The sequence below is a fragment of the Streptomyces sp. CNT360 genome (assembly GCF_000424785.1).
On sequence record NZ_AUKO01000020.1, the window covers coordinates 1 to 23,878 of the forward strand.

General features: G+C 72.1%; 3 protein-coding genes. All 3 read right to left on the reverse strand.

Translation table 11 applies throughout. The features are described 5' to 3' along the window. Positions 1–4,970: non-ribosomal peptide synthetase (locus H297_RS0118030; protein ID WP_027738211.1), on the reverse strand; the 4,970-nt coding region annotated here is incomplete at its 3' end. Next, entirely contained in the window at positions 4,967–14,617 is a 9,651-nt protein-coding gene (locus tag H297_RS36970; RefSeq protein ID WP_051351952.1) for a non-ribosomal peptide synthetase, read from the reverse strand. The genes H297_RS0118030 and H297_RS36970, both read right to left, overlap by 4 nt. Continuing rightward, complete coding sequence (locus H297_RS36975) at positions 14,614–23,556, reverse strand: non-ribosomal peptide synthetase (protein WP_158693706.1); 8,943 nt, start codon at positions 23,554–23,556, stop codon at positions 14,614–14,616. Before H297_RS36975 ends, H297_RS36970 begins: the two co-directional genes overlap by 4 nt. Positions 23,557–23,878: the final 322 nt, after the last annotated feature.

The following is a 23,878-nucleotide window of genomic DNA, read 5'->3' on the forward strand; positions in this document are numbered from 1 at the left end:
CGAGAAACCGGAAACTCCGGATCCACCGGCATAAACACACCACCCGCCACCACCACCGCCCACACCGCCACCACAAAATCCACCGACCGCGGCACCACCACACCCACCACACCCTCCACACCCACACCCCGCGCCACCAACAACCGCGCCAACCGATTCACCCGCACCCCCAACTCACCAAACCCCACACCCACACCACCCGACACCACCGCCACCCCACCCGACAACGACGACACCGCCACCCGCTCCTCCCACAACCCCACCAACGACCCACCCACCAACTCACCCCGCACCACACCACCACCCCACCCCCACACACACTCCCGCTCCCCCACCGACACCAACTCCACCCCACTCAACCGCCGACCCCCATCCACCACCACACACTCCAACAACCGCACAAACCCACCCACCAAACCCTCCACCGTCCCCCGATCAAACACATCCGACGAAAACTCAAACACCCCCGACATCCCCGCCGGATTCCCCTCCGCATCCCGACGCTCCGTAAAACTCACACTCAAATCAAACTTCGCAACCCCCAACGGAAACGCCAGACCCTCCACCTCCACACCCGCCAACCGCAACTCCCCCTCCGGCGCGTTCTGCACCACCAACGCCACCTGAAACAACGGCTGACGCGCACCCGAACGCTCCGGATTCACCTGCTCCACCACATACTCAAACGGCACATCCTGATGCGCAAAAGCCGCCAGATCCACACCCCGCACCCGCCCCAACAACTCCATAAAACTCGGATCCCCCGACACATCAACCCGCAACACCACCATATTCACAAAAAACCCCACCAACTCATCCAACGCATCATCCGAACGACCCGCCACCGCCGTCCCCACCGGCACATCCACCCCCGCACCCAACCGACTCAACAACCCCACCAAAGCCGCATGCAACACCATGAACACACTCGCCCCACCCGACCGCGCCAAACCCACCACCCCACGATGCAACTCAGCCCCCACCTCCACCGACACCACACCACCCCGATACGACCCCACCACCGGCCGCACCCGATCCACCGGCAACACCACCTCCTCCGGCAACCCCTCCAACACACCCCGCCAAAACCCCAACTCCTCCCCCAACACACCACACCCCGACCCCGAACCAGAACCACCCACACCCAACACATCACGCTGCCACACCGTGAAATCCCCATACTGCACCGGCAACACACCCCACCCCGGCACACCACCCCCACACCGCGCCGCATACGCCACCCCCACATCCCGCGACAACGGCGCCCACGACCACCCATCAGCCGCCACATGATGCACCGTCAACAACAAGACGAAACGCGCCGCGCCGAGCACGAAAAGCGGGCCACGGATCGGCACCTCGGTCACCAGATCGAAGCCACCGGCCACAGCCTCGGAAAGAACACCGGCAAGGTCCGCCTCGGCCACCTCCACCACACGCAACACAAAGGAGACCGAATCCGCAGCCACAACGTGCTGCAACGGGTCGCCATCGCGCGCCGGAAAGACGGTCCGCAGGCACTCGTGCCGACGCAGCACGTCGATCAACGCCACACGCAGAGCCTCCACGTCCAGCGCGCCCGACAGCCGCAAAGCCAACGGCATGTGGTAGGCCGCGCTCGCACCCTCCAACTGGTGGAGGAACCACAGGCGTCGCTGCGCGAAGGAGAGCGGCAACGGATCCGGACGCTCCACCGGCACCAACGCCGGCCGCCGCACCCCCTCACCCCGCAACCGACCCACCAGACCCGCAACCGTCGGCGCCTCGAACAGATCCCGCACCGCAACCCGCGCACCCAACACCGACCGCACCCGACTCACCAACCGCGTCGCCGAAAGCGAATGACCCCCCAACTCGAAGAAATCGTCATCGATCCCCACCCACGGCACCGACAACACCTCAGCAAACAGATCACACAACATCTCCTCCTGCGGCGACCGCGCCGCACGACCCCCACCCCCGACCAACGACACATCCGGCCCCGGCAACGCACGCCGATCCACCTTCCCACTCGGCAACAACGGCAGACCGGGTGTGGGAACGAACCAGGTGGGCACCATGTGTCCCGGCAGCGCACTCGCGACGTGGGCACGCAGCCCGACGAGGTCGGGGACCGGAACGGCTGCCGGCCGGGTGGCCGACCGGCCGTCGGCGTCCGCGTCCGGGGCCGCGACCGCGGCCGTCTCGCGCAGCACCACATGTGCGACGAGGCGGGAGGTGCCGGCCGGCTCCTCGTGGACGACCACGGCGGCCCGGGAGACGAGCGGGTGTCGCAGCAGTACGGCCTCGATCTCGCCGGGTTCGATCCGGAAGCCCCGGACCTTCACCTGGTCGTCCGCCCGGCCTGCGAACTCCAGTTGACCGTCCGGGCGCCTGCGGGCCAGGTCACCGGTGCGGTACATCCGTTCTCCGGCGGGCCCGAAGGGGTCGGCGACGAAGCGGTGGGCCGTCAGCCCGGGGCGGCGCAGATACCCCCGTGCCAGTCCGGCGCCGGAGACGTACACCTCACCTGTCACTCCGTGGGGCACCGGACGCAGACAGGAGTCGAGGAGCTGGACCCGGGCCCCGGCCACCGGGCTGCCGATCGGGGCGGCTGCCGAGTCCCAGGAGTCCGGGTCCGCGGGCAGGGTGCAGCCGGTCGCGGCGTGGGTTTCCGTGGGGCCGTAGTGGTTGTGCAGCCGTCGCTGGGGATGCTGTCGGAAGAACGCGCGCACCTGGTCGGTCAGGAGCAGGGCCTCGCCGCCCTGGGCGACGTCCCGCAACGCAGTCAGCGGCGTGCCGCTCTCCAGCGCCGCCTCGCTGAGCGCGCCGATCATGACGCTGGGGACGAACAGCTCAGCGACCCGATGCCTTTCCAGCCACCCGGCCAGCTCGGCTGCGCTGCGGTGGACGTCCTCGGGCACGATGGCCAGCGTCTTGCCGTGGACCAGGGCACCCACGATCTCCTGAACGGCCACGTCGAAGCTGATGCTGGTGAACTGTGCGGTGACCGTGGAACGTGTCCCGCTGAGATGCCCCTGCTGCCAGCACACCAGGTTGCGGACCGCTCCGAGCGGCATGACCACGCCCTTGGGCGTGCCGGTGGAGCCGGAGGTGTAGATCACGTAGGCGGGACTGAGCGCCTGCGGGCCCGGGCGGCCGGCGCGGTCCTGCGCGACGATCCGGGTGTCGGGCAGGGTGCCGAGTTCCGCTGCGGTCTCGCCGGAGTCGAGGACGAGGCGGGGAACGGCGTCGCCGCTCGGCAGACCGGGCGAGGTGTCGGCGGTGGTGATCAGCGCGCTGACGTGCGCGTCCTCCAGCATGAAGGCCAGCCGGTCGGCCGGGTAGGCGGGATCCAGCGGCAGGTAGGCCGCGCCGCTCTTGAGGACGGCGAGCAAGGCCACCACGAGGTCCGTGGAGCGGGGCAGGGCCAGGGCCACCACGTGTTCGGGGCCGATTCCGTGGCGCAGCAGCAGGCGAGCGAGCCGGTTGGCGCGGCTGTCCAGTTCCGCGTAGGTCAGTGTCTCGTCTTCGAAGACGACGGCGGTGGCGTCGGGCTGGTCGCGCACTCGGGCTTCCACCAGTGCCGCGGGCAGTGCGTCGGGCGTGGTGATGCGCTCGCCCCTGCCGGACGCCGTGAGGCGCTCGCGGTCCTCGGCCGCTGTCAGGGCGACGCGGCCCAGAGGCTGGTCGGGGTCGTCGGCCAGGGCGGTGAGGAGGTGGTCCAAGGCGGCCAGCATGTCCTGCGCCCCGGCCTGGTCGAGGGCTCCGTCACGGTGGTCCAGACGGAGCAGGAGTTCGGGCCCGGGCACCGCCACCAGGGTTGCCGGATAGTGGGTGGCGTCGGCAGTGGTGACTGCGCGCAGCCGCAGCCCGGGGGCGAGACGCTGCCCGCCGTCGTCGTCGGGGGTGTCGGTGCGGGCGGCGAAGGGGTAGTTCTCGAACACCACGGCGGTGTCGAAGAGCTGGTCTCGGCCCGCGGCCCGCTGAATGTCGGTGAGGCCGAGGTGCTGGTGCTCCAGCAGCGCGCTCTGTTCGCTCTGCACTTCCCGCAGCAGGTGGGCCAGGGGCTGGGCGGCGCGGAGCCGGACGCGCACGGGCACGGTGTTGATGAACAGGCCGACGCTGTTCTCGATGTCGGGGATCTCGGGAGGCCGACCGGAGACCACCGCGCCGAAGACGACGTCGTCGCGGCCCGTGAATCGGCCGAGCACGACGGCCCACGCCGTCTGCACCACGGTGTTGAGGGTCAGACCCCGTTCGCGGGCGCATGCGGTCAGCCTGCTGGTGAGCTCCTGGCCGAGCAGGGCGGTGACACTGTGCGGGACCGCGGGTGCGGTGTTCCGGGCGGCAGGGCTGAGCAGGCACGGCTCGTCCAGCCCGCCCAGTGCCCGACGCCAGGCCCGGGTTGCGGCTTCCTTGTCGCGGCCGGCGAGCCACGCCAGGTGGTCGCGGTACGGGGCGCTGCGCGGCAGCCGCCGGGTGCTGCCCCCGTCGGCGTACACCGCGAACAGCTCGTGCATCAACAGGGACATGGACCAGCCGTCGAGCAGGATGTGGTGGTGGTTGACCACCAGGCGGTGCCGGTCGTCGGCGAGCCGGATCAGGGTGAAACGCAGCAGCGGGGGCCGTGTCAGGTCGAAGCGCCGCGCACGGTCCGCGGCCAGGGTCTCCGCGACCCGCTCCTGCGCGCGGTCCTCGGTGAGATCGGCGAGGTCGACGTCGGTCCAGTCCGCGTCCGTGTGCCGGGCAACGGCCTGGACGGTGCGGCTGAGGCCCTCGTGGAGGAAGGCGGCACGCAGGTTCGGGTGCCGGTCCAGCAGCGCCTGCGCGGCGTGGCGCAGCGCGTCCCGGTCCAGGGTCCCGTCGAGGTCGAAGACGGTCTGCACGGCATAGACGTCGGGCGCCTGCTCGTCGTACAGGGTGTGGAAGAGCAACCCCTCCTGGAGCGGGGTGGGAGGGAGGATGTCCTGCAGCTCCGGCCGGTTCATCGTGGGCTCCTCCAGATCTCTTCCAGGTGGTCGATCTCTCCCTGGTCGAGCGAGATCAGTGACAGGTCGGTCGGCGTACGTGTGCCGGCCTGCGGTTCGGCGGCGGCCGCGAGCAGCGCTTCGAGGGACCTGAGCCAGGCGTCGTGGAGGTCGCGAGCAGCCGCCTCGGTGAAGTGACGGGGCGACCAGGCCCATACGGCGGTCAGCCGGGGCGCGCCGGGCTGCCCTTCCGCACCGGGTGCGGAGTCGACCAGCGCGTTGAGTTCCAGGGGGTGGGCCAGCGGCATGTCCGGGTCGGCGCCTCCGCCGAGCACGGACATCCCGGGGGCTGGTGTCCACGGGCCCGCGGGGGCACCACCGGAGCGGGCGAACCGCCCCAGGTAGTTGAATCCCACCTGCGCCGCGGGGGCCTTCTCCAGCACGGGGCGGGTGTCCTGATTGAGGTAGCGCAGCAGGCCGTGTCCGATGCCCCGGTCGGGCACGGCACGCAACTGTTCCTTGACCCGCTTGAGGACGCGCACGGTCCCGGCCCGGTCGGCACCGTCGGCAGGGGCGGGGCGACCGGGGTCGAGCCGGACGGGATGCAGTGAGGTGAACCATCCCACCGTGCGGCTCGGATCGGCGTGCGGGACGACCTCTTCGCGGCCGTGGCCCTCCACGTCGACCAGCAGGGCGTCGCCTCCCTCACCCGGCTGCGGAACGGCGTCCCGGTGGCGTCGTCGCCAGTCGGCGACGGCCATGACCAGGGCGCAGAGCAGCAGTTCCTCGGTGTCCGTACGCAGCGCACCGGCCGCCTCGCCGAGCAGCGCGGCGGTGTGTTCCTCGGACAGGGCGACGGTGCGGTCGCGTGCCGTTGCGACCGTGTCCAGGTCCGGGTCCACAGGGACGTCGCTCAGCGGTGTCGTCGGCCTGTCGAGCATGGCCCTCCACAGCGGGAGTTCCTCAACACGGCGGGTCGTGTTCGCCTCCGTGAGCAGTCCCCGTGCCCAGTGCGCGAAGGAGGTGCCGACCGGGGCCGGCGCAGGTGTCCGACCGGCGGTTACCGCTTCCCAGGCCGCCGCGAGGTCGGCGAGGAGGAGGTGCCAGGAGACGCCGTCCACCGCCAGGTGGTGCACGGCCAGCAGCAGCCTGCCGGGCCGGTCGGGGCCGAGGTCGAACCAGACGGCCTGCACGAGCTCACCGGACGCGGGTGCGAGCCGGTCGTACGCTCCCGCAGCGTGCTCCGCGACGAGAGCGGCCAGCGGATCAGTACCCGAGGTGCCGTCGGTGCCGGTGCCGGAACCCGAGGCGGTGCCAGAGTCCGTTCCGGTGGCGTCGACGCGGTGGATCAGGTGCGCCGCGGTCACCTCGCCGGGCGCCCGCACGCTCAGCTGCCACTCGCCGCCGGTGTCGTCGAGGTGGAGGCGCAGCGCGTCGTGGTGGTCGATCAGGGCCTGCAACGCGGCGGTGATCCCCGCCCGGTCAGCGCCCCGGGGCAGTTCCAGCAGCATCGACTGGCTGAAGCGTGCGATGGGGCCGCCACGTTCGCGCAGCCAGTGCGCGATCGGGGTGAGTGGAAGAGGCCCGGCCGCTGCTGCCTCACCCTGGTACGGCCCGGCGGCAGGTGGATCAGTGGGCCGGTCCGCCGCGGCGGCCACCCCGGCGAGCCGGGCGACGACCGGATGGTCGAAGACGTCCTTGGGGGTGAGGTGCAGACCCTCCTGACGGGCCCGCCCCACCAACTGCATGGACAGGATGCTGTCGCCGCCGAGAGCGATGAAGCTGTCGTCGACGCCGACCGAGGGTACCCCGAGCACCTCGGCGTACAGCGCGCACAAGGTCTTCTCCAGCGCGTTGCGGGGAGGGCGTGGTGCTGTGTCGTCCGCACCGGGCCGGGGGACGGGCAGTGCCTTCAGGTCGAGCTTGTTGTTGGCGGTGAGCGGCAGCCCGTCGAGCGCGATCACGGCTGCCGGAACCATGTGTGCGGGCAGGCGCGCGGCCAGGTGCGTGCGCAGCTCCTCGGGGTCGGGAGTGCGGCCGATCTCGGCGACCGCATAGCCGACCAGCCTCCGGTGGCCGGGTGGGTCCTCCTGGACGACGACCGCCGTCTCTGCGACAGCGGGGTGGTCCAGCAGCGCCGTCTCGATCTCGCCGAGTTCGATACGGAAGCCCCGTACCTTGACCTGCTGGTCCGCCCGTCCGGCGAACTCCAGTCCCGTGCCGGGGCGCCAACGCGCCAGGTCCCCGGTGCGGTACATCCGGCCACCGGCCGGTCCGTACGGGTCCGCGACGAAGCGCTCGGCGGTGAGCGCGGAGCGGTTCAGGTAGCCGCGGGCGACACCCGCGCCCGAGACGTACAGCTCCCCTGTCGTCCCCGGCGGCACCTCTCGCAGCCAGGTGTCGAGTACATGGACCCGCAGGTCGGGCAGCCCGTGGCCGATGCGTCCCCCGCCGGCGTCGTCCGGGCCGGTGAGGGGAGCGCGGGTCACGTGGACCGTGGTCTCTGTGATCCCGTACATGTTGACCAGCGACGGGCCGCCCTCGGGACAGCACGCGAACCATTCGGACAGGTGCCCGGGGCGCAGCTCCTCGCCGCCGAAGATCACCCGGCGGAGCGCCGAACCGCGGGCCAGCGTGCCGTGTGCGCGGTCCGCACGGACGAGCTGCTGGAAGGCGGAGGGTGTCTGGTTGAGGACGGTCACGCCCTCGCGGAGCAGCAGGGCGCGGAAGTCCTCGGGCGACCTGCTCACCTGGTGCGGCACCATCACCAGCCGACCGCCGTGCAGGAGGGCGCCCCACATCTCCCACACCGAGAAGTCGAACGCGTGGGAGTGGAACATGGTCCACACGTCGTCCGGGCCGAAGCCGAACTCCTCGCGGGTGACCTGGAAGAGGCGGGTGGCGTTGCGGTGGCTGACGACGACGCCCTTGGGCTCGCCGGTCGTGCCGGAGGTGTAGATGACGTACGCGGGGTGATGGGCGGCGGGCGACGGCAGGGCGACCCGCGGTACGGACGGCCTGTCGGCCCCCGGCTCGGGCTCGGTCGCAGTCGTGCCGCTCCCCGCCCCGGCGGCACCGCCGAGCCCGGCACCGCGCACCTGTCCCTCGCAGGTCTCGGCGCCCCCGGCGGTCTCGTCTCCGTCCACGAGGACCACCGGGTGACGAAGGTCGCTGTGCACCTGCGGCTCAGCCGCCGGTTCGGCGGTGGTCAGCACACACACGGGGTCGGCGTCGTCGACGACCTTGCGGATCCGCTCGTACGGGTAGGAGGGGTCCACCGGCACGTAGGCGGCACCCGCCCGCACCACGGCCAGCAGTGCGACGACGAGCTCGGCGGATCGGGGCACCAGCACGACCACCCGCTGCTCCGGGCCCGCGCCGTGTGCCACCAGGGCGGCGGCAAGCCGTGCAGCCCTGGCGTCCAGCGCGGCGTATGTCAGCTCGCCGGTGTCCGTGGTGACTGCGACGGCGGCGGGGGCGCGCCGGACCTGCTCGGCGAAGAGCTCCACCAAAGTGGTGGCGCCGTGCGCATCTTCGTCACCCGTGGCGGGTGTCGGCGGCTGCTGCGTCTCCAGCGAAGCGGCCGCACCGAGTCGGGCCACCTGCCGGGCCGGAGTGTCGGTCAGCTCCCGCACGGTCCCGAGGAACTGGTCGGCCAGGGCGGTCACCTGGTCCGGGGAGAGGAGGTCGGGGCGGTGACCGAACCGCAGACGCAGCACGCCGTCGATCAGTGCGGCGTTCACGGTGAGGGGGTAGTGCGTGGCGTCGTGCCCGTGGATGCCGCTCAGGGAGAGGCCGGAGCCGACATCGGTGGCGGAGTCGGGAGCGTGCGGGTAGTTCTCGAACACGAACAGGGTGTCGAACAGGGCGTCGTGGCCGGTGTGCTGGAGGATCTGCGCCAGGCTGAGGTGTTGGTGGTCCAGCAGTTCCGTCTGCTCCTCCTGGAGACGGGTCACCAGGCCGGCCGCTGTCTCGTCCGGTCGCAGGCGCACCCGGACGGGGAGGGTGTTGATGAACAGCCCGACCATCGCCTCGACGCCGGGAACCTCGGCGGGGCGTCCCGACACCGTGGTGCCGAAGACCACGTCGTCGCTGCCCAGCGTGCGGCTCAGCAGCAGCGCCCAGGCGCCTTGGAGCACGCTGTTCACCGTCCACCCGTGGGAGCGGGCGAGCCGGACGAGTTCCGCGGTCGGCGCCTTGGGCAGCTCAGCCGTCAGGTGCTGCGGCGCGGTCTGCGGGCCGGTCGTCCTGCGGGAGGCGGCGATCCGGGTCGGCTCCGCCAGCCCGGCCAGCGCCCGCCGCCAGGCGCCCACCGCGGCGTCCCGGTCCTGGTGGACGAGCCATCGCAGGTAGTCCCGGTAGGGCGCCACCGGCGGCAACCCCTCGGTGCTGCCGTGCTGCGCGTAGAGGGTCAGCAGTTCCCGGACGAGCAACGGTTCCGACCAGCCGTCGAGAACGATGTGGTGGCAGGTGAGGACGAACCTGTGGCGGCGCTCGCCCCACCTGACGAGCCGGAAGCGCAGCGGTCCGGGACGCGACAGGTCGAAGCGCCGGGAGCGGTCTGCGGCGGCCAGCTCCTCCAGCCGCTGCGCGCGCGCCGGCTCGTCGCAGGTGCCGAGGTCCGTCTCCGACCAGTCGGGAGCCGTGTGCCCGGCGACGACCTGCACCAGACGCCCACGGCCCGGCAGCTGGACGAAGGCCGTCCGCAGATTCGCGTGGCGCCTGAGCAGGGCCTCGACCGCTGCGCGCAGGCGCGCCGGGTCCAGCTCCCCCTCCAGATCGAAGGCGAGCTGTACGACGTAGACATCGGCTGCCTGCTCGTCGTACCCGGAGTGGAAGAACAGCCCTTCCTGCAGGGGTGACAGGGGCAGGACATCGCTCAGAGCAGGGCAGCGGTCCTCCAGCCACTCCACCTCGGCCGGCTCCAGGCCGACCAGCGGGAAGTCGGAGGGGGTACGGCCGCCGAACCGGCCGGAGTCGGTCGCAACGGCGACGTCGGAGGCGCTACGCGCGGCGGCGTCGAAGGCCGTAGGGGCGCCAGCGTGCGAAGCGGTGGAAGAGGCAGCGTGCGCGGCCAGCGCCTCCAGCACCCGCAGCCACTCGGCCGCCAGCCGGGTGGCGGCGTCGTCCTCGACGAGTCCGCGGGCCCAGGACCAGGTGATGTCGAGCTCAGGACCGTCGGAAGTCTCCTGGAACAGCACTCCGGCGTCCAGGGCGTGAGCCAGCGGCATGTCCGGGTCGGCACCGCCGACGACGGGTGCCTCGTCCGGAACGGGTGACCAGGGGGCCGCCTCGCCGTGGCCCGACGGAGCCGGGAAACGCCCCAGGTAGTTGAAGCCGATGTCCGGACGGGGCTGCCGGGCCAGCAGTGGCACCGTCTGCGGGTTCAGATGGCGCAGCAGGCCGTACCCGATGCCGTTGTCGGGTATCGCCCGCAGTTGCTCCTTCACCCTTCCCACGGCGCGGCCGAGGGCCCGGGCGTCACCCAGGTCGACGTCCGCGACCGGGCCGGGATCGAGCCGTACCGGGTGGACGGCGGTGAACCAGCCCACGGTCCGGGAGAGGTCGATGCCCGGTGCGAAGTGCTCGCGTCCGTGTCCTTCCACGTCGACCAGCAAGGCACCTGGTCCGTCTCCGGACGCCTCCGGGCCCCCGCCCTGCCGGCGGGAGACGGCCACGGCCAGGGCGGCGAGCAGGATTTCCTGGACACCGGCGTGGAACGCGGCGGGTACCTCGGTCCTCAGCAGACGAGCCGTCGCCCCGCCCACCCGGTAGCTGCGGGAGCGGGCGGCTGCGGTGGTGTCCCGTACGGGGTCGAGCGGGCGGGCCGCCAGCTCAGCGAGGGGCGCGGTGAACTGACCGAGCCAGGTGGGAAGTTCGGCGACTCGTTCGCGTGAAGCGGCTTCCTCGGTGAGTAGTTCCGCCCAGCGGCGGAACGGTGTGCCGACCGCTTCGAGCCGCGGTGCACGTCCCTCGGTGGCAAGCTGCCACGACTCGGCGAGGTCCGCCAGCAGCGGACGCCAGGACATCGCGTCGATGACAAGGTGGTGGGCGGTCAGCAGCAGGCGTCCTGGGGCCTGTTGCCCGGCGTCGAACCAGACCGCCTGCCAGACCACGCCGGACTCGGGTGCCAGCCGTGCCCGTGCGGCGTCCTCCTCCTGAGCCACGAGACGGCGCAGCGCGTCGGCGTCGGGCCCCTCGGTGCCATCGGTGGTGCCGGGCAGGGCGGTGAGGTCGACCCGGCGCAGGCACACGTCGGCGTCGACGGTACCGGCCGGCGCGGCCTCCACACTCCACACCGCGCCCCCCGCGGTCCTCTCCAGTCGGGCCCGCAGCAGGTCGTGGACGTCCACCACGGCTTGCAGCGCCCGCACCAGCCGGTCCCGGTCCGCACCCGCCGGCGCCCACAGATGGACGGACTGGCTGAACCGGACGCCGGGACCCCCGTGTTCACGCAGCCAGTGCAGCGCCGGAGTGAGGGGGATGAGCCCGGTGCCGTCCCCCGCGTCGCTGTCGGGCGTCCCAGGGACAGTCGTCTCCTCCTCCACCTTGGCGGCCAGAGCGGAGACGGTCTTGCACTGGAAGACGTCCCGGGGGGTGAGGGACAGTCCCGCCGCGCGGGCCGCGCTGACCAGTTGGATGGAGACGATCGAGTCGCCGCCCAGGTCGAAGAAGTCGTCGTCCGCGCCGACCTGCTCCAGGCCCAGCACCTGCGCGAAGACGCGGCACAGTGTCTTCTCCGTCGCCGAGCGCGGCGCCCGGCCGCTGGAGAACGCCGCGAAGTCGGGCTCGGGCAACCGACGGCGGTCCACCTTTCCGTTCGGGGTGAGCGGGAGCTGGTCCAGTACCACGATCGCGGCGGGAACGACCGGCGCAGGAAGCCGCTTCGCCGTGCGACGGCGCAACTCCATGGGGTCGACCAGGGCACCCGGGGCCGGAACCACGTAGCCCACCAGGTGGGTGCCGCGTGCCGGGTCGTCCCGCACCACGACGACGGCCTGCCGCACTCCGGGCTCGTCGGCGAGGGCGGCCTCGGCCTCACCCGGCTCGACCCGGTGGCCGCGGATCTTGACCTGCTCGTCACTGCGCCCGGCGAACTCCAACTGACCGTCCGAGCACCAGCGGGCCAGGTCCCCGGTGCGGTACATCCGCGCCCCGACACCGGCGAAGGGGTCCGCGACGAAGCGCTGTGCCGTCAGTCCGGGACGGTTGACGTATCCGCGTGCCACACCCGGCCCGGCGACGTACACCTCTCCTACGGTGCCCACCGGGACGGGCCGCAGCATCTCGTCCAGCACGTGGACCCGGGCGTTGGGGACGGGACGGCCGATCGGGGGTGTCCGGCCGGGCTCCAACGGTTCGCTCAGCGTGCACAGCACCGTGATCTCGGTCGGCCCGTAACCATTGATCATGCGCCGGCCGCTCGCCCAGCGGGCCACCAGGTCGGGTGTGCAGGCCTCGCCACCGGTCACGATGGTCATGCCCTCCGGCAACGCACCGTCCGGGAGTGCCGCCAGGGCGGTCGGCGGAAGCGTGGCATGGGTGATGCGCTGCTCCGCGATGAAGTCGGCCAGGGGTGCTCCGGGAGCGATCTGGTCGGCGGAGCCCAGTACGGCGGTGGCGCCGGAGAGCAGCGCCATGGACAGCTCCCAGTACGAGGCGTCGAAGCTGGGGGAGGCGAATTGCAGCACCCGGCTGCCCTCCCCCACCTCAAGTGCCTCGGTCTGCGCAGCCGCCAGACTCGCCAGACCCGCATGCGTGACCAACACCCCCTTGGGCACACCCGTCGACCCCGACGTATAAATCACATACGCACCCGAATCAGCACCCACCCGACCCAACCGCTCCCCCTCACCCAACCGCCCACCACCAAACCCCGCACACTCCTCCACCACCCCCGGATCATCCAACAACACCGTCTCCACACCCGCCCACGCCTCACCCAACCGCTCCGCCACCCCCGACACCGACACCACCACCACCGGCTCCGCATCCCCCACCATGAACCCCACACGAGAAACCGGAAACTCCGGATCCACCGGCATAAACACACCACCCGCCACCACCACCGCCCACACCGCCACCACAAAATCCACCGACCGCGGCACCACCACACCCACCACACCCTCCACACCCACACCCCGCGCCACCAACAACCGCGCCAACCGATTCACCCGCACCCCCAACTCACCAAACCCCACACCCACACCACCCGACACCACCGCCACCCCACCCGACAACGACGACACCGCCACCCGCTCCTCCCACAACCCCACCAACGACCCACCCACCAACTCACCCCGCACCACACCACCACCCCACCCCCACACACACTCCCGCTCCCCCACCGACACCAACTCCACCCCACTCAACCGCCGACCCCCATCCACCACCACACACTCCAACAACCGCACAAACCCACCCACCAAACCCTCCACCGTCCCCCGATCAAACACATCAGGGTCGTAGTCCAGGCGGACGCCGAGCCGTTCGCCGGAGGCGGCCACGACAGTCAGCGGGTAGTGGGAGCTGTCCCGTCCGGTGATCTTCTCGATCCGCACCTCGTCCGTGGACGCGGCGGCGGCCACGCCGTCGCGCGGGTAGTTCTCGAAGACGACCACGCTGTCGAAGAGCTGCCCACCGCCGACGGTCTGCCGCACCTCCGTCAGGCCGAGGTGCTGGTGGTCGAGGAGCCGTGCCTGGTCGTCCTGGAGCCGGGTGAAGAGGTCCAGCAGAGAGCCGGCGGGGTCGAGGCGGACGCGCACGGGCACGGTGTTGATGAACAGGCCGATCATGGTGTCGATCCCGGCGATGTCCGGCGAGCGACCGGAGACCGTCGTACCGAACACGACCTCGTCGCTGCCGCACATCTGGCCGAGCAGGAGCGCCCACACGCCCTGGACGACGGTGCTCAGCGTGAGGTCGTTCCGGCGTGCCCACGTGGTGAGAGCGGCCGTGCTCCCTGCGGACAACTCCGCCTCCACCTGCTCGGGTATGCGGGACCTCCCGCTGCCGGCGGCCTCCGGGGCGACGAGAGTCGGGCCGTCGAGGCCCGCCAGCGCCTCGGCCCAGGCCGTACGAGCGGCGGCACGGTCCTGGGCGGCGAGCCATTCGTGGTAGCGGCGGTAGGGGGTGACGCGCGGCAGCAGATGGCTGCCCGTGTCACCGTGCACGTCGTAGAGGGTGAGGAGTTCCTTGACGAGCAGCGGAACGGACCAGCCGTCCAGCAGCACGTGATGGTGGGTGACGAGCAGTGTGACCTGCTCGGTGCCGAGCCGGATGAGGGTGAAGCGGACAAGCGGTGGGCGTTCGACGGCGAAGCGCCGCGCACGGTCCTTCTCCTCGATCGCGGCGAGCTCCGCTGCCCGTATCTCGGGGGCCTGCGCGCTCAGGTCGGTCTCGCGCCAGTCCAGCCCGGCCTTGGTGGGGACGACCTGGACGAGTTGCCCGGACTTGTTGTTCCGGAAGCAGGCGCGCAGGTTGGCGTGGCGCTCCAGGAGGGCCTCGGCGGCATGCCGTAGCCGTGATGGGTCCACGGGCCCGCGCAGTTCCAGCTTGAGCTGGACGGTGTAGACGTTCTGCTGCTCCTGGTCGTAGAGGGCGTGGAAGAGCATCCCTTCCTGCACGGGAGTCAGCGGAAGGACTTCCTCGATGCGGGGCTTGCTCATGACTCGCTCTCCCATTCGGCCTCGAGTGCGTCTTCGAACTCGTCGATCTCGTCCTGCTCCAGGGCGACCAGCGTCAGGTCCGAGGGGGTGTGCCCGCCCGCGCCGGGGTTCGCGACGTGCAGGACCAGGGCTGAGAGGGTCCGGTGCCACAGATGACCCAGCTGCCGCGCCTCGTCCGCGGAGATGCCGGACAGGGAGGTGGTCAGCCACGTGCGCAGCCGTGGTCCGGCCTCGTGGTCCGCTGTCAGTGCGCTGACCTCCAGCGGGTGGACGCTCGGTATGCCGGGAGCGCCGGGGCTGCTGAGGGGCTCGGCCTCGGGGGCCGGTGCCCAGGCATGTGTGCCGAATGCGGGCAGGCGGCCCAGGTAGTTGAAGCCGATCTGCGGCTTGGGCAGGGCAGCCAGCCGGTTTCCGGTCGTCGCGTTGAGGTACCGCAGCAGTCCGTAGCCCAGGCCGGAGTCGGGCACGGCCCGCAGGTGTTCCTTGACCCGTTTGACCGCTCGGCCCAGCGCCGGTCCCCCGGTGGCGATCTCGTGCCAGTCCGCCGGGCCGGGATCCACCCGTACCGGGTACTCGGTGGTGAGCCAGCCGACGGTGCGGGACAGGTCGATGCCGTCCACCGAGGTCGTCCGGCCGTGGCCCTCCAGATCCAGCACGGTCGCCGTCCCGCCCGGCCGGCCGCGCCTGCGCTGCCACTCGGCCAGTGCGAGCGAGAGGCCGCAGACGAGCAGTTCGTCGACACCGCAGTGGAAGGCGGCCGGTACGTCCGTCAGCAGGGCGCGGGTCTCCTCGACGGGCAGCGTCAGGGTGACGGTCCGGGTGCCGTGTACGGCGGCGCCTGCGGAGCCGTCGCCTTCGGTACGGAAGGGGGACGGCGTCGGTGCGCCGAGCACTGCCTCCCACGTCGCCAGTTCGGCCTCGCGTGCGGGCAGGTGTGCCTCGTGGGCCATCGCCTCGGCCCAGCGCCGCAGGGATGTGGTCGGGGCGGGCAGCTCGGGCTCCTGTCCGGCCTCCAGCGCCGCCCAGGCGGTGTGCAGGTCCGAGGTGAGGATGCGCCAGGACACGCCGTCGACGGCCAGGTGGTGGATCAGCAGCACGAGCCGTCCCTGGCGGCCGGACCCCGCGTCGCACCACACCGCCTGGAGCAGGTTTCCCTCGCGTGGCGCGAGGGCCGCGGCGGCTTCTTCGGTACACCGGGCGAGGTGTTCGCGCAGGGCGTCCTGCCGAGGGTCACCGTCGTACCCCGCGTCGAACAGGTCGGAGACGTCCACCCGGCGCAGCAGTCGGTGGGCACCGGACTCCTGCGGGGGTGCGATGTGCAGCGCCCACGCCCCCTCGTGCTCCACCAGCCTGCCCCGCAGCGCGTCGTGGTGGTCCAGCAGCGTGCGGAGCGTCCGGGTGAGGGTTTCCTCGTCCGCGTCGGCGGGGGTGCGCAGCGTCACGGTCTGAGCGAACCGGTCCACGGTGCCGCCCAGTTCCTCAAGTCGCCGCACCATGGGGGTGGGCGGTACGAGGCCGGTGCCGCAGTCGGCGGCCGGCGCCGCGGTCGTCCGCTCCGTGCGGGCGACCGCGGCAAGTTCGGCGACGGTCTTGCGCTGGAAGACGTCCTGGGCGGAGAAGAACAGCCCTGCCTGCCGGGCCCGGCTGACGAGTTGGATGGAGACGATGGAGTCGCCGCCCAGGTCGAAGAAGCTGTCGTCGGCGCCGACCGGTGTGGACAGGTGCAGCACATCGGCGAAGAGGGAGCACAGTGCGGTCTCGGTGCCGGGGCGCGGCGGACGGCTGCCTGGGCCCTGGAGGGAGGGCGTGGGCAACGCCGCGCGGTCCAGCTTTCCGCTGGCCGTCAGGGGCAGTTCGGCCAGCGGGACCGCCGCTGTCGGGACCATGTGGGCGGGCAGTCGGCTGCGCAGCCCGGTCAGTACGTCCTCGCTCAGCAGCCCCGGGTCGCACCAGTGTGCCGTGCGCTTCCGGTCGGCTGTTCCGCCGGCGGAGCCCACGGGCGAACCCGCGGGAGGTGTCCCCTCGTCCGGGCGGGTCGCGTAGAGCATGACCAGTCCGGTACCGGTCAGTGTGTCGGGCGCCTGGACGGTCACCCGGTAGCCCTGGGTTTCCAGCAGGGCCGTCAGTTCACCGCGGCGGCCGGCCGTGTCGTGGACCTCCACGGCGAGCTGCCGGATCAGCGGCCAGTGTTCGGGCCGCACACCGGCGAGGATCTCCCCTTCGCTCTTCTCGACGTCGATCTTGAGCAGGTCGATGCGCGCGACCCCGGTCTCGTCGATCACGTCGGAGAGCGTGCGCAGTTCGCAGACGACTTGTTCCGTGCGCATCCGTTCCGCAAGCAGCTTGTCCAGCTCGGCTGACGCCGTCTCGTCCACGTGCGTGTCCGCGGTGTCCGTGCGGACGCCTGCGGCCCCGGCGAGTTCCTGGCGGGCGAAGGAGCGTACGACGTCCAGGTCCTCGCCGTCGTCGGCGTGGCGGCCGGACATGATGGACAGCCCCGGGTAGTAGGTGAAGGCCGTCTTCCCCGCCCGGTCGGCGAGCCCGCAGGGGAAGAGCCTGGCGTCCGCCGCGTACAGCTCGGTGTTCAGCGTCAGCGTCCGGAACAGCTCGGGAACCGGTTCGAAGGCGTAGACGGTGCTGCCGGGGACGGTGGTGGCCACGAAGAGGGAAAACATTCCCACGTGCGCGCCCACGTCGAAGACGCAGGCACCGTCCGGAAGGGACACGCCGGCGCGCAGGTACTCGCGCCGTACGAAGATCTCCTGGTGCAGGAAGTCGACTTCGGCAGCGTTGGCGGCGAACACGCTCAAGCCGTCGGGCAGGGTGTGCCGCGGCGTGGCGGGCAGCCGCCCGGCGCTGTCCAGCTCGGCGAGGCGCCGCACGGGGAGAGCGAGCGAGGGTTCCGGCACCAGGTACGCCACCAGCCGGTCCCCGCCCTCCGGCCCGACGGGGCGGGGCACCACCCTTGCCTGCTGGACTCCGGGGTGCTCGACGAGCGCCGCCTCGATCTCGCCAGGGTCGATCCTGCGGCCGTGCAGCTTGATCTGGTCGTCGGCGCGTCCGAGAAATTCCAGGTTGCCGTCGGTGCGCCAGCGGACGAGGTCACCGGTGCGGTACAGCCGTGCCCCGTCGGGCTCGTACGGGTTCGCGACGAAGCGCTCGGCTGTCAGACCGGGCCGGCTCGCGTAACCGCGCGCCAACTGCGTACCTGCCAGGTACAGTTCGCCTGCCACACCGGGAGGCACAGGCTGCAACCGGGCGTCCAGCACGTAGCAGCGGGTGTTCCACACCGGCGCGCCGATGGGCACCGTCGCGGCGTCGCGAGGTGTTTCGCGGGTGTCCCAGGCCGTGACGTCGACGGCGGCTTCCGTCGGCCCGTAGAGGTTGTGCACGGGTACGTCCATGATGGCCGCGAAACGCCGCAGCAGCCCGGGGGTGAGGGCCTCTCCACTGCACACGACCCGGCGCAGCGACCCGCACCGCGCGGCGGGCTCCTCCGCGAGGAAGAGTTCCAGCATGCTCGGTACGAAGTGCGCCGTGGTGATCCGCTCGTCCCGGATCAGGTCGGCCAGGTAGGCGGGGTCGCGATGGCCGTCGGGGCGGGCGAGGACCAGCGTGGCGCCTTCCAGGAGCGGCCAGAAGAACTCCCACACCGACACGTCGAACGTGGCGGGGGTCTTCTGCAGGACCCGGTCGTCACCGCGCAGCCGGAAGGCCGCCTGCATCCACTGAAGGCGGTTGAGCACGGCCTCGTGCGGCACCGCCACCCCCTTGGGGCGGCCGGTGGAGCCGGAGGTGAACAGGAGGTAGGCGGTGTTGCCCGGCCGGGGTGCGTGGCGGCCGGGGTCGGGCGGTGTCGCGGGAAGCCCTTCCAGCTCGCCGACGGTGGCAGGGGCGTCCAGTTCCACACGTACGCCCGCGCCTTCGTCGGGTACCGCGCCTGCCGTGGTCGTGACGAGGCAGACGGGGCGGGCTTCGGCGAGCATGCCGGCGGTGCGCCGCGGTGGATTGTCCGGATCGAGTGGAAGGTAGGCGGCGCCCGTCTTCAGGGTTGCCAGCAGCGTGACCACCAGGTCGGGCGATCGTGGCAGGTCCACCGCGACCACCGTCTCGGGAGCGGCGCCGTGCCGCGCCAGGAGATGGGCGATCCGGTCGGCCCGCTCCTCCAGTTCCCGGTAGGTGAGGCGGATGCCCTCGGAGACCACCGCTGTTGCCTCCGGCGCTTGCCGGGCCCGGGCGGTGAGAAGGTGGGGCAGCGTGCCGCCCGGTGTCGTGCGGTCGGTGGCGTTCCACCGCCGCAGCACGTTCTCCCGCTCGGCCGGCGCCAGCACCTCCAGGGTGTCGAGAGGTGCGTCGGGGGCGGACACCGCGGCCTCGACGAGCCGGACGAAGCGGGCGGCGACGGCCTCGGCCGTGTGCCGGTCGAACAGGTCGGTGCTGTACTCCAGGGTGCCGCGCACTCCTGCCTCCGCACCGTCGGCGCCACGCTGTTCGTGCAGGAAGAAGGTGAGGTCGAAGCGCGCGATGCCGGCATCGACGGTCCGCAGCGTGCCGGGGACACCCGCGAGTGTGAGCGCGGCGCCGTCGGTACCGTCGGTACCGTCGAACGCGAGACTCACCTGGAACAGCGGGTGACGGTCGAGCGAGCGGTCCGCCTCCGCGACCTCCACCAGGCGTTCGAAGGGGACGTCCTGGTGCGCGTAGCCGGCGAGATCGGTGGCGCGGGCGCGATTCAGCAAGGAGCGGAACGTCGGCCGCCCGGACGTGTCCAGGCGCAGCACAAGGGTGTTGACGAAGAAGCCGACGACCTCGTCGACCGCCTCGTCCAAGCGGCCGGCGACGGGGCTGCCGATCGGGATGTCGGTGCCCGCGCCGAGCCGGGTGAGGAGCGCCGCGAGCGCGGCGTGCACCGCCATGAAGACACTGGCCCGCTCCTCACGCGCCACGGCGGCGAGCCGTCGGTGCTGCTCCGGCCCGAGGCGGAAGGCGACCGTACCGCCTCGGTGGCCGGCCACCGAGGGGCGGGGGCGGTCGGTGGGCAGCGTGAGCCGCTCGGGCAGCGCCGCGAGCTGCGTCCTCCAGTACGCGAGCTGCTGCCCGACGCGGCTGTGCGGGTCCTCGGCACTGCCCATCACGCGGTGCTGCCACAGGGCGTGGTCGGCGTACTGCACGGGCAGCGGCGGCCAGTCGGGCGCCCGGCCCCGGGCGCGGGCCGCGCAGGCCGTGGCCAGGTCGCGGGTCAGCACGCGCATCGACCAGCCGTCCCCTGCGATGTGGTGCAGCAGAAGGAGCAGTACCGGGTCGCCGTCGACGGGGGAGAACAGCTGGGCGCGGAAGGGCGGTTCGCTCGCCAGGTCGAAGCCGTGCCGGGCGGCCTCGGCGACGGCCTGCGCGGTGGTGTCCGCGGTGCCCGACCAGGTCCGCAGCCGGGGGCGGGCCTCGTGCGGCGTGCGGATCACCTGGTGGGGGCGGCCGTCGGTGTCCGGGTAGACCGTGCGCAGCGCCTCGTGCCGCTCCACCAGGTCCGCGAGGGCGAGCGTGAGCACCTCGGGGTCCACCGGTCCGGACAGGTGCACAGCGAAGGGGATGTTGTACGTGGGCGCCGCGCCCTGGAGCTGGTTGAGGAACCACAGCCGCTGCTGGGCGAAGGACAGCGGCAGGACCTGCGGCCGGGCGGCCGGGCGCAGGGGCGGCAGGGCGGCGGCCGTCGCGTCGAGCAGCTCCGCCAGCTGTGCCGGGGTCGGCCGGTCGAACAGCGCGCGGACGGGAAGCTCGACAGCGCACGCGGTCCGGATCCGCGCCGCGAGCCGGGTAGCGAGCAGCGAGTGCCCGCCCAGCCGGAAGAAGTCGTCGTCGGGGCCGGTGCCGGTGGCGCCGAGCACGTCGTCGAAGAGCGTGCACAGGAGGTCTTCCTGCGGGGTGGCGGGGGCCCGCCCGGCGGGGCCGACGGCGAGGCCGGGTTCGGGCAGGGCGGTGCGGTCCACCTTGCCGTTGGTCGTCAACGGCAGCGCGTCGAGCGGCACGAAGAAGGCGGGGACCATGTACGCGGGCAGCAGGGACGCGGCGTGGCTCCGCCAGGACTCCACGTCCGGGCCCGGCTGCGGGGCACGGTGCGGTTCCGCCTCTCCGTGCAGCTGCGGGTCTGGGTCCGCGGCCGGCACGACGTAGGCGATCAGCCGCGTGTCGTCGGTACGCACCGTGCGCGCCACCACGACCGCCTCGGCCACCTGCGGGTGCGACCGCAGTGCGCTCTCGATCTCCCCGGGCTCGATGCGGAAGCCCCGCACCTGGACCTGCTGGTCGGCGCGGCCGGTGCAGCGCAGTTCGCCCTGCTCGTCCCAGCGCGCGAGGTCGCCGGTGCGGTACATCCGGGCGCCGGGCCTGCCGAAGGGGTCGGCGACGAACCGTGCGGCCGTCAGCCCGTGCCGGCCCCGGTAGCCGCGGGCCAGCCCCGGGCCGGCGACGTACAGCTCGCCGGTGACACCTGGGGGCACCGGCTGCAACGCGGAGTCCAGCACCCGTACCCGCAGGTCGGCCAGTGCGGTGCCGATCTCACCTCCCGTCGCGGCGGCGGCCCGCTCCGCCGTCACCTGGAGGGCCGTCACGTGGACGGTCGTCTCGGTGATGCCGTACATGTTGGTGAGCGTGGGTGCTGCGGGTCCGTCGTGCGCCCTGAACCACTGGGCGGCCCGGGTGAGGTCGAGTACCTCGCCGCCGAAGACGATGTGCCGGAGCGCGGCGCCGTCGAGCAGTTCGGGCTGCTCCTGGTGGGCGTCCAGCAGTTGGGAGAAGGCGGACGGTGTCTGGCTGAGCACCGTGACCCGGTGGTGCGCCAGCAGCCGCAGGAACTCGCCGGGCGACCTGCTGACCGTGGCCGGTACGACGACCAGCGTGCCGCCGTGCAGGAGTGCGCCCCAGATCTCCCACACCGAGAAGTCGAACGCGTGGGAGTGGAAGAGGGTCCACACGTCCTCCGGCCCGAAGCCGAAGTGTTCGCGGGTGGCGCTGAACAGGCGGGCGGCGTTGTGGTGGGTGACGAGTACGCCCTTGGGAGCGCCCGTGGAACCCGAGGTGTAGATGAGGTAGGCGGGGTGGTGGGCGCTCAGCGGCACCGCACGCTCGCCGTCGCGTACGTCGGTTGCCGGGAGCGCGGACACGGCGGCGACGGTGTCCGGATCGTCGAGGACGAGTACGTGCGCGTGTCCGGCGGTCTCCGCAGCCTGCCGGGCATGCCCCTCCGTGTCGGTGAGCACGAGCCTCGGCCGGGCGTCGGCCAGCAGCGCGGCGCTCCTGCGCTCCGGCTGGTCGCGGTCCACGGGCAGGTAGGAGGCGCCGCTCTTCAGCACGGCGAGGAGCGCGACGATCAGCTCCTGAGAGCGGGGCAGGCACAGTGCCACCTGGTCCTCGGGGCGGGCTCCGTGACGGATGAGGAGGCGGGCGAGCCGGTTGGCGCGCTCGTTGAGTTCCGCATAGCGCAGCGTGCCGCTGTCGCTGACCACCGCTGTGTGCTGCGGGCGGCGGGCCGCCTGGCGTTCGAAGGCGGCGACGAGGTGGGCGGGTTGCTCCGGACCGCCCGGTACGTCCGCCGGAGGCTGCGGCAGGACGGCGCGCCGTTCGGCACCGGTGATGACGGGGACGCGGCCGAGGGGCCGGTCGGGCCGGCGGGGCAGGTCCCGAAGGACGGTCAGGAGGCGGTCGCGGTGGGCGGTGACGTCCTGCGCCCGGTACAGCAGCGGGTTCGCGTCGACATCGAGCCGCCACCCGCGCCCGTCGAGACGGTCGTAGACGCTGAGGGAGAGGTTCTCGACCGGGCCGTTGGACAAGCCGTGGGCCGTGACCGGGTGCCCGGCGAAGCGGATGTCGTAGTCGAACGCGGCGATGTTGACCACGGGGCTGCCCAGTGGCTGCCCTGGCGGCACGTCCAGCTCGCGGTGCAGTTCCTCGTACCGGTAGCGCTGGTGGCGCCGCAGCGGGCGGAGCCGCGCGGCGACGTGCTCCAGCAGCTCGGTCGCCGTCATGCCGGGGTGCGGACTCAGGCGCAGGGGCAGGACGTTGGCGAGGGTGACCGGTGTGCGCCGGGCGAGGGGGGTGGTACGCGCGGGTACCGGCACGCCGAGCCGGATCTCGTCGGCCGAGGTGAGCCGCTGGGTGTACAGCGCGGTGGCCGCGATCACGAGTTCGGGCCAGCTACCACCCAACGCTGCGGCTCCTGCGCGCAGTCCGGTCGCCTCGTCGGCGTCCACCCGGGCGGTGGCACGCACGGACCCCGCTGCGGCAGCCGCGGCCCGGCCCGCGAGGCCGTCCGTCTCAGGGCGGTCGCGCAGTGTCCGCAGCCAGTGTTCCCGGTCGGCCCGGTGGGCTGCCGAGCCGCGGTAGTCCTCTTCCTGTCGCAGCAGATCGGTCAGGGGGGCGAGCGGTGGGTCCGGTGCGTCGTCCGGGAGCCGGCCCAGCACCGACCGGCTGTAGACCGCGGCCACCCGCCGCGCGAGCAGCGACAGGCTGAACCCGTCGACGGCCATGTGGTGGACGCACTGGTACCAGAGGTAGCGGTCCGGGGCGGCCCGGAAGAGCGCCTGCCGGAAGAGCGGGCCGCGCGCCAGGTCGAACGGCACCGCCAGGTCCCGGCGCATCCACTCCTGGGCGGCCGCGTCCGGGTCCGCCGCGTCGCTGACGTCGCGGACGAGCAGCTCCCATGCCACATCGGTGAGGAAGACCTGCCGCGGGCCGGCGGGGCTCTCCTCCACGCGGGCCCGCAGGGACTCGGCCTCACCGACCACCTGGTGCAGGGCGGCGGTGAAGGCCGCCTCGTCGACGGGCCCGTGGATCTCCAGGTACTCGGCCGTGTTGTAGCGGGGGTTGTCCGGCTCCCGCTGGTGCCCCAGCCAGACGCCGAGTTGGGAGTCGAGAAGAGGCCGCTGATCGTCTGTCCGCAAAGCCACCATCCACAGCTCCGTAACTCACCCGGAAAGCGTCCGCTGCAGCGGACGCGGGTCGGCGTCGGCACGTGGCGCGGCGCAGCCCTGTCCCACCGAAAACGACTCGGACCAGAAGAGACAAGTACGTCATAGGGCGCGTATCGCCGCCAGGAGGCGACACGGCAGGACGCTAGACAGCGGATGAGCGCGTGTCAATGCATAAGCTATAGCGGACAGTTGCGGGCCGCGGGTACGCCGAGCCTTGCCAACTATGGCGGACAACGGCTATCCATGGAGGCAGTCCGCTCAGCGCGTGGGCGGGCGTGACCCACCATCCGGACGCGGG